At 63.4% G+C, this 13,754-nt stretch carries 11 protein-coding genes and 1 tRNA gene; 6 read left to right on the top strand and 6 right to left on the bottom strand.

Annotated features, from left to right (window positions below):
- Positions 1-24 precede the first annotated feature (24 nt).
- Genes J2X54_RS09595 through J2X54_RS09585 form a run of 3 tightly spaced genes read right to left on the bottom strand, consistent with a single transcriptional unit; the run spans position 25 to position 3,585 of the window.
- The gene (locus J2X54_RS09595) at positions 25-882 is read right to left on the bottom strand and encodes a LytTR family DNA-binding domain-containing protein (RefSeq protein WP_310180056.1); all 858 of its coding nucleotides are present in this window, start codon (positions 880-882) and stop codon (positions 25-27) included.
- The gene (locus tag J2X54_RS09590; RefSeq protein ID WP_310180055.1) at positions 870-1,940 is read right to left on the bottom strand and encodes a histidine kinase; all 1,071 of its coding nucleotides are present in this window, start codon (positions 1,938-1,940) and stop codon (positions 870-872) included. Before J2X54_RS09590 ends, J2X54_RS09595 begins: the two co-directional genes overlap by 13 nt.
- 10 nt (positions 1,941-1,950) lie before the next feature.
- A complete protein-coding gene (locus J2X54_RS09585) occupies positions 1,951-3,585 on the bottom strand; it encodes a Na+/H+ antiporter (RefSeq protein ID WP_310180053.1) in 1,635 nt (544 codons plus the stop codon).
- Between the two features lie 131 nt (positions 3,586-3,716).
- On the opposite strand from J2X54_RS09585, the gene J2X54_RS09580 reads away from it, so the two are divergent.
- The 3 genes from J2X54_RS09580 (at position 3,717) to J2X54_RS09570 (ending at position 5,823) form a co-directional block, all read left to right on the top strand.
- Positions 3,717-3,792, top strand: a tRNA-Gly gene (locus J2X54_RS09580).
- A gap of 409 nt (positions 3,793-4,201) precedes the next feature.
- A complete protein-coding gene (locus J2X54_RS09575) occupies positions 4,202-5,164 on the top strand; it encodes a chemotaxis protein (protein ID WP_070249802.1) in 963 nt (320 codons plus the stop codon).
- A gap of 77 nt (positions 5,165-5,241) precedes the next feature.
- Positions 5,242-5,823 carry a DJ-1/PfpI family protein gene (locus tag J2X54_RS09570; protein WP_310180051.1) on the top strand — a complete coding sequence of 194 codons (582 nt, stop codon included), beginning with the start codon at positions 5,242-5,244 and terminating at the stop codon, positions 5,821-5,823.
- Here J2X54_RS09570 and fghA read toward each other — a convergent pair.
- Complete coding sequence (gene fghA / locus J2X54_RS09565; RefSeq protein WP_310180050.1) at positions 5,813-6,655, bottom strand: S-formylglutathione hydrolase; 843 nt, start codon at positions 6,653-6,655, stop codon at positions 5,813-5,815. The genes J2X54_RS09570 and fghA overlap by 11 nt on opposite strands.
- A gap of 99 nt (positions 6,656-6,754) precedes the next feature.
- On the opposite strand from fghA, the gene J2X54_RS09560 reads away from it, so the two are divergent.
- A complete protein-coding gene (locus J2X54_RS09560) occupies positions 6,755-7,939 on the top strand; it encodes a cation:proton antiporter (RefSeq protein WP_070249805.1) in 1,185 nt (394 codons plus the stop codon).
- 1 nt (position 7,940) lies between these two features.
- Positions 7,941-9,059, top strand: coding sequence for a YbdK family carboxylate-amine ligase (locus J2X54_RS09555; protein ID WP_310180049.1), 1,119 nt, complete (start codon positions 7,941-7,943; stop codon positions 9,057-9,059).
- A gap of 13 nt (positions 9,060-9,072) precedes the next feature.
- Here J2X54_RS09555 and J2X54_RS09550 read toward each other — a convergent pair whose 3' ends face one another.
- Positions 9,073-9,759 carry a YjjG family noncanonical pyrimidine nucleotidase gene (locus tag J2X54_RS09550; protein WP_310180048.1) on the bottom strand — a complete coding sequence of 229 codons (687 nt, stop codon included), beginning with the start codon at positions 9,757-9,759 and terminating at the stop codon, positions 9,073-9,075.
- A gap of 111 nt (positions 9,760-9,870) precedes the next feature.
- The gene (locus tag J2X54_RS09545; protein ID WP_310180047.1) at positions 9,871-10,617 is read right to left on the bottom strand and encodes an N-acetyltransferase; all 747 of its coding nucleotides are present in this window, start codon (positions 10,615-10,617) and stop codon (positions 9,871-9,873) included.
- A 237-nt stretch (positions 10,618-10,854) separates the two neighbouring features.
- Between J2X54_RS09545 and J2X54_RS09540 the strand changes: the two genes are divergently transcribed.
- Positions 10,855-13,746 carry a PAS domain-containing protein gene (locus J2X54_RS09540; protein WP_310180046.1) on the top strand — a complete coding sequence of 964 codons (2,892 nt, stop codon included), beginning with the start codon at positions 10,855-10,857 and terminating at the stop codon, positions 13,744-13,746.
- Positions 13,747-13,754 lie beyond the last annotated feature (8 nt).

Raw genomic sequence — 13,754 nt, 5'->3', positions numbered from 1 at the left:
GAGCCAGCTTATGCCGCCGCCCGGTCAGGGGCCAGCGTCGTGGGGCGAACCGGGATGCCGATGGGGCGAGTCGGCATTATTGACATTGCCGGCTTGCAGGCGCGCCACCACCTCGTGGCGGAACTGGCGCGAACACGGCACGCGGGCGCCGCCGCGCAGCAGCAGTTCGCCGTCGCCCTTGCCCTTGCCCAGCGCTTCGAGGCCGGTCACCCAGTCCAGTTGCACCGCGGCGCGGCGGTGGCAGCGCACGAAGCGCGGTCCGAGCTTGTCGAGCAGGCCGGCCAGTGTCTGGCGCATCAGCGGCTGGCCGTCTGCGGTGTGCAGCACCACGTAATTGTCGGCCGTCTCGATCCACTGGATATCTTGCACCCGCACCACGCGCATGCCGCCGCGTTCCGGTACCAGCAGTTGCGCGGGGACGGGCAGGGTGGGGACAGGCAGCGCTGCCGCTGCGGCAGCTGCGGCGCCGGCCAGCGCGGATGGCGGCAACCCCATCGTTGCCGCCGGCGCCACCATCTGCGCAGCCTGTGGCAAGCGTGCGCGAACACGGTCGAGTGCGCGCCGCAGCCGCTGCAAATCGTAAGGCTTGAGCAGGTAGTCGATGGCGTTGGCATCGAAAGCGCGGATCGCATAGTCGTCGTAGGCCGTGACGAACACCACCAGCGGGGCCGGCGCAGGCAGCGAGGCCGCCACTTCCAGTCCGCTCACTTCCGGCATCTGGATGTCGAGCAGCAGCAGATCGGGTGCAAAGACCGGCAGTTGTTCTAGGGCGTCCACGCCGTCACGCGCCTCGCCGATCGCGGTAATGTCCGGTTCCTGCTCCAGCAGGCGCCTCAGCTTGTCGCGCGCCGGGCGCTCGTCGTCGACGATCAGGACACGCATGGCAGCCGCATTTCCGCCCTTACACCGGCAGGCGCCAGCTGGACCAGGTTGAACGTCGCGCCGGCGCCATAACCGGCGGCCAGGCGTTCGCGCAGGTTGCGCACGCCGATGCCGCCAACGCCAGCGCCGTCGTCACACGCAGTCGCCAGCTGACCGGCATTATCCTCCACCCGCAACACCAGCAGCCCGTCCTCGCGGTGCGCCGCGATGCCAATCGCGGTCGGTTGCCGGCGCCGCTCCACCGTGTGCTTGAAGATGTTTTCCAGCAGCGGCTGCAGGCTCATCACCGGTACCGGGCAGTCCAGCAGCGATTCGTCCACGTGCCAGGCAATGCTCACGCGGTCGGCGAAGCGCTCGGCCATCAACGCCGCATAGCCGCGCAGCAGGCGCAGTTCGGTGGACAGCGGCACCTGGTGCTGTTCGCCCACGTCGAGGGTGGCGCGCAGCACGTCGGCCAGCTGGACCAGCATGGCGTCGGCGCGGTGCACGTCGGTGTGCATCAGCGACGAAATGGTGTTGAGGGCGTTGAACAGGAAATGCGGTTGCAATTGCTGGGTAAGCCGCAGCAGCTGCACTTCGCGCAGCGAGGCGTTCACCCGTTCCAGCCGCAGCTTTTCGGCGAGCATGGCGTGGTACGACAGGATGCCGAAGGTAATGGTGGCAAAGATGAAGAAGAACACCGTCATCTTGACATTCTCGTACAGCAGCACCTCGGGCCAGGCGCCGTGGGTGTACACATCGCCCGCCATGCAGTACAGCAGGTGACGCATGCCAAAGGCGAGTGGCGTGAACGCCACCCAGTACACGGGCAGCCACACCAGTTGGCGCGCGAACCAGCGCACCGGTGATCCTACCAGCGCATCGTAGCGGCGGGTGTAACGACGTTGCAGGGTGAGCAGCAGGGTCACGACGAGGAACGACGTTGTCTCCCAAACGATGGGCTGCCACAACTGGCTGCCGCCACTGCGCAGGTATTCCTGGATGGCGGTGGCCGTCATCAGGCTCCAGAACAGCAGCCAGGCGATGGCGAGGTTGATGCGGGTGCGGGAATCGGACATGGCAAGCGGCCTATTTGTAGCGTTCCTCGAGCAGATCGATCTCGCGCACCAGCTTGCGCGAAATCGAATCGGAGATCTTGTCGTGCCGCGCCAGGTCGAACACCACGCGCCGTTCGGCCTTGAGCCCGGCCAGGCGCAGCTCGCGCTCGGCCGAGTCGGTGCGGCGCCAGGTGCTCTCCTTCTCGGGCGCGACCTCGCGCAGGCGGTGCTCGTAGAACGCAATCACGCGCCCCGCCGCTTCCGGATACACGTTCGGATCGACGCAGTCATTGGCCTCCATCAGCTTGACCTGCGCGTCCTTCACCGCTTCCAGCGCGGCGGTGGCGGCCGCGCGGCGGCCCAGGTCTTCCTCCTGCTGCTCTTCCGGCTCGGCCGGGAAAGTCATGCCCTTGAGCAGGCCAGGCAGTCCGATGCTGGCGATCAGCAGCGACAGCAGGATCACCGAGCAGGCCAGGAAAATCGTCAGCGCCCGGGCGGGGAAGGGCTCGCCGTTGGGCAGCAGCAGCGGCAGCGTGAGCACACCGGCGAGGGTGATGGTTCCGCGCGCTCCAGCCAGCGTGGTGGCCAGCACCAGGCGCCAGCTGATCTGCGGACCATCTTGCTTGCGCAGGCGCTGCTTGAAAATGGTGAGCCGCAGCGACGCCCACACCCAGGCAAAGCGCAGTACCAGCAGGCCGCCGGTAATGGCCACCGCGTACACCGCCAGCCACCACGGGTTGAGGTGACCGCTTTCCTCGATGGTGGCGCGGGCGCCCTTGAAGATGTCGGGCAGTTGCTCGCCCAGCAGCACGAACATGATGCCGTTCAGCGAGAACTGCACCGTGTCCCATACGGCCGAGCGCTGGATGCGGGTGTTGGCCATGGCCTGGCCACTCAGTTCGACGTAGCTCATGGTCACGCCTGCCGCCACCGCCGCCAGGATGCCAGAGGCATTGAGGCGCTCGGCCACCAGGTAGGCGCCGAACGGCAGCAGCAGGTTGACCAGGATCGGCGAGCCGACCGGTTCGCCGAAACGGCGGGTGAGGAGCCGCTGGACCCAAGTCACCGCCATGGTCACCGCCACGCCGGCGCCCAGGCCGGCCACGACCAGCCACACGAAGGTCAGGCTGGCCGTGCCGATCGAAAACGCGCCCGTCATCGCTGCCGCTACCGCGAAGCGGAAGCACACCAGGCCGCTGGCGTCGTTGAGCAGTGATTCGCCCTCCAGGATGTGCATCAGGCGCTTGGGGATCGGCGTGTTGGACGCGATCGAGCTGACCGCGATCGGATCGGTGGGCGAGACGATGGCCGCCAGCGCAAACGCGACTGCCAGCGGCATGGCCGGTATCATCCAGTGGATCATGAAGCCGGCGCCGATCACGGTGAAAAATACCAGCCCGAACGCCAGCTCGAGGATGGTGCCCTTGTCGCGCAGCAGCCCGCTCTTGGGGATGCGCCAGCCATCGAGGAACAGCAGCGGCGGCAGGAAGATCAGGAAAAACAGGTCGGGCTCCAGCTCCACGCCGTGCGACGACTTGCCCGCGATCAGGGCGCCCAGTGCGATCTGCACCAGCGGCAGCGGAATCGCGCTTGGCAGCAGCCGCATCAGGTAAGCGCTGGCCACCACGGCCAACAGCATCACCAGCACAATTTCAATCGAATCCATTCCAGTCCTTCATTACCATTGCTAAATAGTACCGAGTTTAACCCAAGGGCCGCACGGTAAGAACTTGGCAAAGGGATAGCGCCAGGGACTGGTGTTACAGTAAAAGTTCTGTCATAATCTTGCCTCTCCAAGCGGGAGTAGCTCAGTTGGTAGAGCGCAACCTTGCCAAGGTTGAGGTCGAGAGTTCGAGACTCTTCTCCCGCTCCAGCATTCAGGTGTCCAGATCTTCGGTCTGGGCATCGCTCAAAAGGACCTTCGGGTCCTTTTTTCATTTGTTTATTGTTTATTGTTTATTTGGTGACAGCTGGCGCGGAGGCGGTGGTCTTGCCGACGTTCAAATCTTGTGGCCGCGACCAGTGTTCCACTGAAAGGCTTGTTTGGGTGCAGGCCTTGTCGAGTGGCGATCGCCCACCGAAAACTATCAAAAACACACCCACCCCAAATCCCTGCTCGAATTAACAATGTTGCTCCAAGAACCGTTGTTTATCGTGCTCTAGGACAAGATTACGCGACCGAAAGTACTCCGTAACAGTGTTGCGAACGTTATACTTCCCAGGCACTGGCAGCAGGAGTCCGCGGTGGACTCGCTGCTCTGTGCCCCCGACGGAGACGATCTATGAAATCAGTTCAGCAGGAAGTGGATGAACGCAGTAATTTGACCAATTCCAACAAATTCGAACTGTTGCTGTTCCGCCTCGGCGCCGACGCCAATGGTGAACACTCGGAATTGTTCGGTATTAACGTCTTCAAAATCCGCGAAATCGTGGCGATGCCTGAAGTGACAGCTGTGGCCGGATCCCCGCCACATATGCTGGGCGTGGTCAACTTGCGCGGTCAAATTATCACGGTGCTCGATTTGCCGGGCATCGTCGGTGTGACCCCAAAAACTGGTCTCAATATCATGTTGGTTACCGAGTTCGCGCGCACCACGCAAGCGTTCGCTGTGGAATCGGTGGAAGAAATCGTACGCCTCGACTGGAACCAAGTGCTGACCGCCGAAGGTACGGCTGGCGGCAAGGTCACCAGTATTGCGCGCGTGGATGGCGATGTGCAGAACACCCGCCTGGCGCAAGTGCTCGATGTGGAAACTATCTTGCGCGAACTGGTACCGCCCGATGGCAAGGACGTCGACATGGAAACCATCGGCCCGAAAGTGCTGCTGAAGCAGGGCGCCGTGATACTGGCCGCCGATGACTCGGTGGTGGCGCGCAACCTGATCGAAAAAGGCCTGGAAGCGATGGGCGTGCACTTCATCATGACCAAGTCGGGCAAGGAGGCTTGGGAGCGTTTGAACTCGATCGCCGATGGCGCCAAGGCCGAAGGCTTGCCGGTGAGCGACCGCGTGGCGATGGTGCTGACCGACCTGGAAATGCCGGAGATGGACGGTTTTACCCTGACGCGCAAGATCAAGCAGGATGCGCGTTTTGCCAAGATCCCGGTGGTGATCCATTCTTCGTTGACTGGCAAGACCAACGAAGATCACGTCAAGGGTGTGGGGGCGGACGCCTACGTGGCCAAGTTCTCGGCCGAAGACCTGGCGTCCACCATCCGTACCGTGATCGCCAAGGCTGCTGCTTGAGGAATTAAAACACGGTAGTATCGGGGGCCACGATGGCGACATCGTGGCCCTTTTTCCTTCACCCGAAAGGATCTATCGTGACTGCCAAGAACATCCTGTTTCTGACCGGCGACTTTGCCGAGGATTACGAGACCATGGTGCCGTTCCAGGCACTGCAAATGGTCGGCCATATCGTCCACGCGGTCTGCCCGGACAAACGCGCCGGAGACACCATCAAGACCGCCATCCACGATTTCGAAGGCGACCAGACCTACACCGAAAAGCCGGGTCACCTGTTTGCCCTGAACGCCAATTTCGACGAAGTCGATACCGCCAATTACCATGCACTGGCCATTGCCGGCGGCCGCGCGCCCGAGTACTTGCGCCTGAACCCGCGCGTCATCGCCATCGTCCAGGAGTTTGCCGCTGCCGGCAAACCCATTGCGGCGGTGTGCCACGGCGCCCAGTTGCTGGCGGCAGCCGAGGTCATACGCGGCAAGACCATTGCCTGCTACCCGGCCTGTGCGCCCGAGGTGAAGCTGGCCGGCGCCACCTATGCCGACATTGCCGTGGACCAGGCTGTCACCGACGGCAATTTCATCACGGCGCCAGCATGGCCGGCCCATCCGGCCTGGCTGGCCCAGTTCTTGAAAGCACTGGGCACGGAAATCAAGCTGTAAGGTTTTTGGCGTGGAAGCGGATATGGTCTTCGATGAAGGTCGAGATGAAGTAATAGCCGTGGTCGTACAGCGCATGCCGCCGCAGTTCCAAGGGCTGCGCGGCGCTGCGGCAGGCGGCTTCGAACACGTCCGGATATAACTGCTCGTCGAGAAACTTGTCGCCCAGGCCCTGGTCAATCAGTATGCCGGCCGGGAAGGGCGTCTGCAGGCGCGCCATCAGCACCGAGGCGTCGTATTGCTCCCAGGTCTCCTGGTTGTCGCCGAGGTAGCCGGTGAAGGCCTTCTTGCCCCATGGTGACTTGATCGGCGCGGCAATCGGCGCGAAGGCCGATACCGACTTGAATGCCTGCGGATTTTTCAACGCCAGGGTCAGTGCGCCATGGCCGCCCATCGAATGGCCAAAGATGCCTACCCGTGCGCCGTCCACCGGGAGCTCGGCAATGACCAGCTCGCGCAGTTCGTGGATGTAGCTTTGCATGCGGTAGTGCTTGCTCCAGTCCGGCTTGGTGGCGTCGAGGTAAAAACCGGCGCCCACGCCGAAGTCCCAGCTGTCCGCTTCGCCTTCAACATTGGCGCCGCGCGGGCTGGTGTCGGGCGCCACCAGGATCAGGCCGGCTTCGGCGGCAAAGCGCTGGGCACCGGCCTTGATCATGAAGGTTTCTTCGTTGCAGGTCAGGCCGGCCAGGTAGAACAGGCCGGGCAGTCGGGCATTGTCCGGGTTGGCGGGGATGAAGACGGAGAAGCGCATCGGCAAGCCGATCGCTTGCGAGTTGTGGCGGTAAAAGCGTTGAACGCCGCCGAAACAGGCGTGTTCACTCAGTAATTCGAGCATGTGGAGTTTCCTTATGTTTCTTATGGAACAGTAGGTGTCAAAGTATTCGGCCATAATACTACCCGTAAGGTTAAGTCTTTCGCAAAATAGGAGAATCAAATGCCGGATTTCCAGGTCATTCTGGCCGACCTCGGTTGGCCACTTGCCATCGCTCTTGCCTGGCTGTTGGGCGAATTCATACACCGCTGGACCCAGCTGCCGCGCATCAGCGTGTACGGTATTGTCGGCTTCCTGTTGTCTCAGGCGTTTCCCGAGTCGCTCACCAGCGGCGCCTCAAGCACCGTCACCACCCTGGCCAACTTCGCGTTCGGCCTGATCCTGTTCGAATTTGGTTACCGCATCAACCTGCGCTGGTTGCGCATCAATCCCTGGATTCTCGTCACCGGCCTGGTCGAGTCGGCCGCCACGTTCGGCGTGGTGTACCTGATCGCCACGCTGACCGGGATGCCGTCGCTCACGTCGCTGCTGCTGGCCTCGCTGGCCATGTCCACTTCGCCGGCCGGCGTACTGCGCGTGATTAACGAGCAGAACAGTTCAGGGCAGGTAACCGAGCGCGTGCTGCACCTGGTCGCCATCAACTGCGTGCTGGCCGTGTTTGTCTTCAAGGTGGTGGTGGGCTTCTGGGTGTTCGAAACTTCGGGCAGCCTGACGCAAGCGGTGTCGCACTCGCTGATCGAGTTGCTGGTCTCGGCTGCCATGGGCGCTATCCTCGGCTTCCTGGTGCCGGCCGTGCTGCGCCGCCTGGGCGCGCTGGCGCAGGATGGCACGATTGCGTTCGCGCTGGGCGTGGTGTTGCTGGTGGCCGGTTCGTCGGCGTTCGAAGTGTCGCCGGTGCTGGCCACCTTGACGTTCGGCCTGGCCGCGCGCCATAGCCGGGTGGCGTTCAGCCGTACCGAGCGCAACTTCGGCGGTATCGGCGAACTGCTGACCGTGCTGCTGTTCGTGTTTGCGGTGTCCACCCTGGAGTGGGACCGCGTGGTGGCGGGCGCGGGCCTCGGCATGGTGTTGCTGCTGGCGCGCTTCCTGGTCAAGACTGCCAGCGTGACCGTGTTTGCCAAGGTGGGCGGCATTTCGTGGCGCAAGGGTATGCTGACCGGCGTGGCGCTGGCGCCGATGTCGGTGTTCGTCACCTTGCTGCTGGAGCAAACCCGCTACATGGGCATCGTGCTGGTCGACGAGCTGGCCGCATTGGCCGCCATGACCCTGGTGCTGGAAGTGCTGGGACCGATCTTCACCCAGCGGGCGCTGATCTGGGCTGCCGAAACCACCAAGAAGGAGATTTGAGATGTCGCTGGAAAAATTCAACAACTCCGAGCCGCTGACCCTGGGCGTGGAACTCGAGCTGCAACTGGTGAGCCTGTCCGACTACGACCTGACCGCTTCGAGCCCCGACCTGCTGCACCTGCTGGGTCGCAAGCCGTTCCCCGGCAATGTCACGCCCGAGATCACCGAGAGCATGATCGAAATTAACAGCGACGTGCACACGCGCCACAACGAGCTGGTCGCCCAGTTACAGGTGATCCGCGACACGCTGGTGCAGGCCGGCGAGCAGCTCAATATCGGCATTTGCGGCGGCGGCACGCACCCGTTCCAGAAATGGTCGGAGCGGCGCATCTTTTCCAAGCCACGCTTCAAGGAAGTGTCCGAGCTGTACGGCTACCTGGCCAAGCAGTTCACCATTTTCGGCCAGCACGTGCACGTCGGCTGCGCCAACGGCGACGACGCGCTGTTCCTGCTGCATTCGCTGAGCCGCTACGTGCCGCACTTCATTGCGCTGTCGTCATCGTCGCCGTTTGTACAGGGGAACGATACGCTGTTCAATTCGGCGCGGTTGAACTCGGTGTTCGCGTTCCCGATGAGCGGCCGGGCGCCGTTCACGCTCAGCTGGGACAGCTTCGAGCACGAATATTTCGCCAAGATGGAACACACCGGCGTGATCAAGAGCATGAAGGACTTTTACTGGGACATCCGCCCCAAGCCCGAGTTCGGCACCATCGAGCTGCGCGTGTGCGACACGCCATTGACGGTGGAACGCGCGGCCGCGCTGGCCGCCTACCTGCAAGCGCTGTGCGCGTACCTGCTGGAGCGGCGCGAAGAGGCGCCGGCCGAGGATGACTACCTGGTGTACAACTACAACCGCTTCCAGGCCTGCCGCTTCGGCCTGGACGGCACCCTGGTGCACCCGAAAACCTATGAGAGCCTGTCGCTGCGCGAAGATATCCTGACCACGCTGCGCAAGATGGAACCGTACGGTGTCACGCTGGGCGGCACCGAAGGGCTGCAGCACCTGGTGCGCGCCACCCACGAAGGCAGCGACGCCCACTACCTGCGCCAGCAATTCGACCGCAGCGGCAGCGCCGAAGGCATGGTCGATGCCGCCATCCAGCGCTTCCGCGGCCGCTAGCGCTAACACGAACTTATTTGATGGCGGGGATTATTTGGTCGAGGGCGGCCACTTCGAAGGTCGGCGCCGCTGCCGAGGTGTTGGCCAGGCCGTCGCGGTTGAACCAGCAGCTGTCGATGTTGTAGCGGTTGGCGCCGAGGATGTCGGCGTCGAGGCGGTCGCCGATGATGATGGCCTGGTCCTTGCTGAACGGGCGCGCCATCCGGGCTGCGTACTCGAAGAAGCGCACGTCCGGCTTGGCGTGGCCCGAGCCTTCCGAGGTGGCGACGAAGGAAATGTAGTCCTGCAAGCCGGAGCTGGCGATGCGCAGCTTTTGTACCTGCTCGGCGCCGTTGGTGATGATGCCCACTTCGCCGATCGCGGCCAGTGTTTCGCACACCTGCCTGGCGCCGTCGATCAGCACCACCGTGTTGGCCAGCGAAGCGAGATAGATGTCGCTGGCGGCCTGTGGATCGAGGTCCATCTGGCGCGCCAGGAAGGTCATGCGGAAGCGCTCGACCTTGAGAAACGCGGTGGTCACTTCGCCGAGTTCCAGGCTGCGCCACAGCGCCACGTTGATGGCCTGGTATTCGCTGAACAGGCCGTCGGGAAGGGCGTCGAGGCCGAGCACCTGCATGGTGTGCTGGAACGACAAGTGTTCGGAGGCGCGGAAATCGAGCAGGGTATCGTCGAGGTCAAACAGAAATAGCCGGTGCTTCATGTCTGGTCTGGGCAAGGGTTGCAATTGGAGATGTTAGCACGACTGCCCGCTTCAATCGCAATTCAGCTATTGCAACCCGGTCCCGGTGCCAGGATGCTACCGATCATTGCATCAGGTGGACGCGAACTCTGCCACCCATGCTGCAACGGCAGCTTCCGGATAACCGCGGTGGAAACGTTTGCGCCATGGGTAAGCACTATTCCCCGACCCGTCCTTGAGTTTGATATCGGTGGTGTTGCAAATGAACTTGGCCGGACTGCCTGCAACGACGGTATCAGGCTCGACGGTTCTGTTGACCGAACTATGAGCTCCGACCAGTGCGCCGGACTTGACAGTCACACCAGGAAGAATGATCGACATAGTGGCGATCGCGGCAAAATCTTCGATGGTCACGCCCATCATGACCTCACTTGGCGGATGCGGGTCGTTGGTCAGTACCACGTACGGGAAGATCCAGACATAGTTGCCGATAGTGGAATGCTGGCCGATGTGGACATTGCTGTGGAATTTCACGTAATCGCCAATGGTGCAGTGGCCTTGGATATCCCCCAGCGTGCCGATCTGAAAGCCTACGCCAGCCTTGGTTTTCTCGCGGACCGTCACTCGGTGTCCAGTGCTCAATTTCTCGCCGAATTCGGAGCCTTCATAGAACACGCTATGCGAACGGATCAGCGATGACTTACCGATCACTAGCGTAGCACCACGTGCCAGCGCGGACGGTACCCCGATTTCGCAATGCGAGCCGATCTCGGTGTCATCGCCGATGATTACATTGCCATGAATAATGGTGTAGGGACCGACTGACACCCCTTTACCAAGTTGTGCGCCACTGTCGATGATTGCTGTCGAATGTATCATTGCTGGAGAACCTTTCTGGGATGGACTTGCTACAAACCTGTCTCCCTGTGGATGGGATGATCACTGCCATACAGGCAACTTCTTCATCTTACAGGGCGCGCTGCAAGCTGACAACAAACAGTCTTCTGGCGCTGAGTGCCAGGTTGCCTTGTTGGCTGCCATGCGGGCCGTATTGGACGCGACCTCTATCGCCGGCGTGCGGTAGACTGTCGGTCTATCCTTGTTCAGGCTTTTCCAGTGAGAAATGTTGATCCAATAGCACCTGATTTTACGTCCAATACCGATATCGCCGCCTTGTTCAACGCCGTACCCACACCGTGCCTGGCGGTCACGCCGGACCTGGTGATCGTGGCGGTTAACGACGCCTACCTGCGCGTCGCCGGCGCCCGCCGTGAACTGCTGCTGGGGCGCAAGCTGTTCGATGTCTTCCCCGACAATCCCGCGCTCGACCAGCCCGACGGCATGGCCAATATCGGCGCCGCGATCGCGCGCGTGATCAAGACCCGCGCGCCCGATACCATGCCGATCCAGCGCTACGACGTGCGGGCCGAAGACGGCATCGGTTTCGTTGAGCGCTACTGGAAACCGGTGCACGTGCCGGTCCTGGGCGCCGATGGCGAAGTCAAATACGTGATTCAGCATGCCGAGGAACTCACCCAGCGCGTGCGCGAGGCCGACCAGGCCGCCGACATGCGCTCGGAACTGGTGGCGCAGGCCCAGACCATTCGCGACCAGCATTCAATGGCCGAACTGTTCCAGCAGGCCCCCGTGTTCATGGCCATGCTCGACGGCCCCGCGCACCGCTTCACGTTCGTCAATGCCGGCTACCTGCAACTGATCGGCCAGCGCAATGTGCTGGGCCTGACCGTGGCGCAGGGCTTGCCCGAAGCGGTGGACCAGGGCTTCATCACGCTGCTCGACCAGGTGTACCGCAGCGGCAAACCGTATGCCGCCAACGGCACCCGCTACCTGATGCCGGCGACGGCGGACCGCGCCGCCACCGAGCGCCATATCGATTTCGTCTACCAGCCGGTGCGCGATGGCGACGGCGCCGTGACCGGCATCCTGGTGCAGGGCATCGACGTTACCGACCGCGTCCAGCGCGAAGTGCGGCGCCACGCGCTGGTGCGCCTGGGCGACGCCGCGCGCGGTGTGCGCCAGCCCGACGACATGCTGATGCAGGCCTGCGTGATCCTCGGCGAAACGTTGGGCGCAAGCCGGGTGGGCTACGGCAGCGTAAATCTGCATGCCGAGACCTTTACAGTGGCGCGCGACTGGTCGGCGCCGGGCGAGCAGGCGCCACCGGCCACGCTCAAGTTCAGCGACTATGGCAACTTCCTCGAAGAGCTCAAGCGGGGCAATATGGTAGCCATCGACAACGTCGATGTCGATCCGCGCACGCGTGATCAGGCGGTGGCACTCAAGGCCCGCCACGCCGGCGCCTTTGTCGATGTGCCGGTGATCGAACACGGCGTGCTGGTGGCAATGATCTTCGTGACCAGCCACCAGGCACGCCGCTGGTCCGAAGAAGACCTGGCCCTGATCCGCGAGGTGGCGGAGCGCACCCGTTCCACCAGCGAGCGGCTGCGCAGCGAAATCGCCCTGCGCGCCAGCGAGGCGCGTTTTCGCACCATCACCAACGCCATGCCGCAGATGGTGTGGTCCACGCTGCCCGACGGCAAACACGACTACTTCAACCAGCGCTGGTACGACTTTACCGGCGTGCCGGCAGGCTCCACTCACGGCGAAGCCTGGAACGGCCTGCTGCACGCCGACGACCAGGCCCGTTCGTGGGCGTTGTGGCAGCAATGCCTGGCCACCGGCGACACCTACGAAATCCAGTACCGGCTGCGGCATGTCTCCGGGCGCTACCACTGGGTGCTGGCGCGCGCGCTGCCGATCCGCGACGAGGCTGATCACATCATCCGCTGGATGGGCACCTGTACCGACATCCACGAGCAGAAGCTGGCGGAGACCGAGTGGCGCCAGGCCAGTCAGCGCAAGGACGAATTCCTGGCCATGCTGGCGCACGAGCTACGCAACCCGCTTGCACCGATCAGCACTGCCGCCCAGCTGCTCAAACTGCGCGGCAGCCATGAAAAGCCGATCCAGCACGCCAGCGACATCATCATCCGGCAAGTGAAACACATGACCGACCTGGTGGACGATTTGCTCGACGTCTCGCGCGTCACGCGTGGGCTGGTGCAGCTCGAGCAGCACGACCTGGAGCTGATGGCCATCGTCAACGGCGCCATCGAACAATCGCGGCCCTTGCTCGAAGCACGCCATCACGCGCTGGTGCTGCGCCTGCCGCCCGGCCAGTTGCACGTGCGCGGCGACAGGACCCGGCTGGTGCAGGCGCTGGCCAACCTGCTCAACAACGCCGCCAAGTACACACCGCAGGGTGGCGAAGTGGTGCTGGCGCTGGAAGCCCGCAACGACGGCGGCGAGGTCGCGCTCTCCGTCGCCGATAACGGCATCGGCATGGCGGCCGAACTGCTGCCGCGCGTGTTCGACCTGTTTGCCCAGGCCGAGCGCACGCCCGACCGCGCCCAGGGCGGCCTGGGGCTGGGACTGGCACTGGTGAAAAGCATCGCGGTGCTGCATGGCGGCAGCGCCACGGCCGCCAGCGACGGCGCAGGGAAGGGCAGCACCTTCACCATCGCTCTGCCGCTGCTGCCGCCAGCGGCCAGCGCACCGGAAGCGCCGGCCGCCGCACCGCTGCCGACCGTGGCGGCCGGGGGACGCAGCCTGCGCCTGATGGTAGTGGACGACAACCAGGATGCGGGTCGCACGCTCGGCGCGCTGCTCGAGGCGCAGGGCCACCAGGTGCTGATTTTCGAGGATGCCGAAACCGCGCTGCGCGCCAGTGCAGTCGCGCCGGTCGATGCCTTCATCCTCGACATCGGCCTGCCCGACATGGATGGCTACGAACTGGCGCGCCGCCTGCGCGCGCAAGCTGCCACCGCTGGCAAGCTGCTGATCGCGCTCACCGGCTACGGCCAGGCGCATGACCGGGTGCTGTCGAAGGCGGCCGGCTTCGACCACCATTTCGTCAAGCCGGTGGATCATGCGGCGTTGGGACGAGTGCTGGCCGAGGGGCGCGCGGGCACGCAGGATGGCGCCTGACAACGCGC

The organism is Duganella sp. 3397 (assembly GCF_031456625.1).
Taxonomy (GTDB): Bacteria; Pseudomonadota; Gammaproteobacteria; order Burkholderiales; family Burkholderiaceae_D; genus Rugamonas; species Rugamonas phyllosphaerae.
Note: the sequence above shows the minus strand (reverse complement) of the source record. Positions and strands in the feature narration are given on the sequence as shown.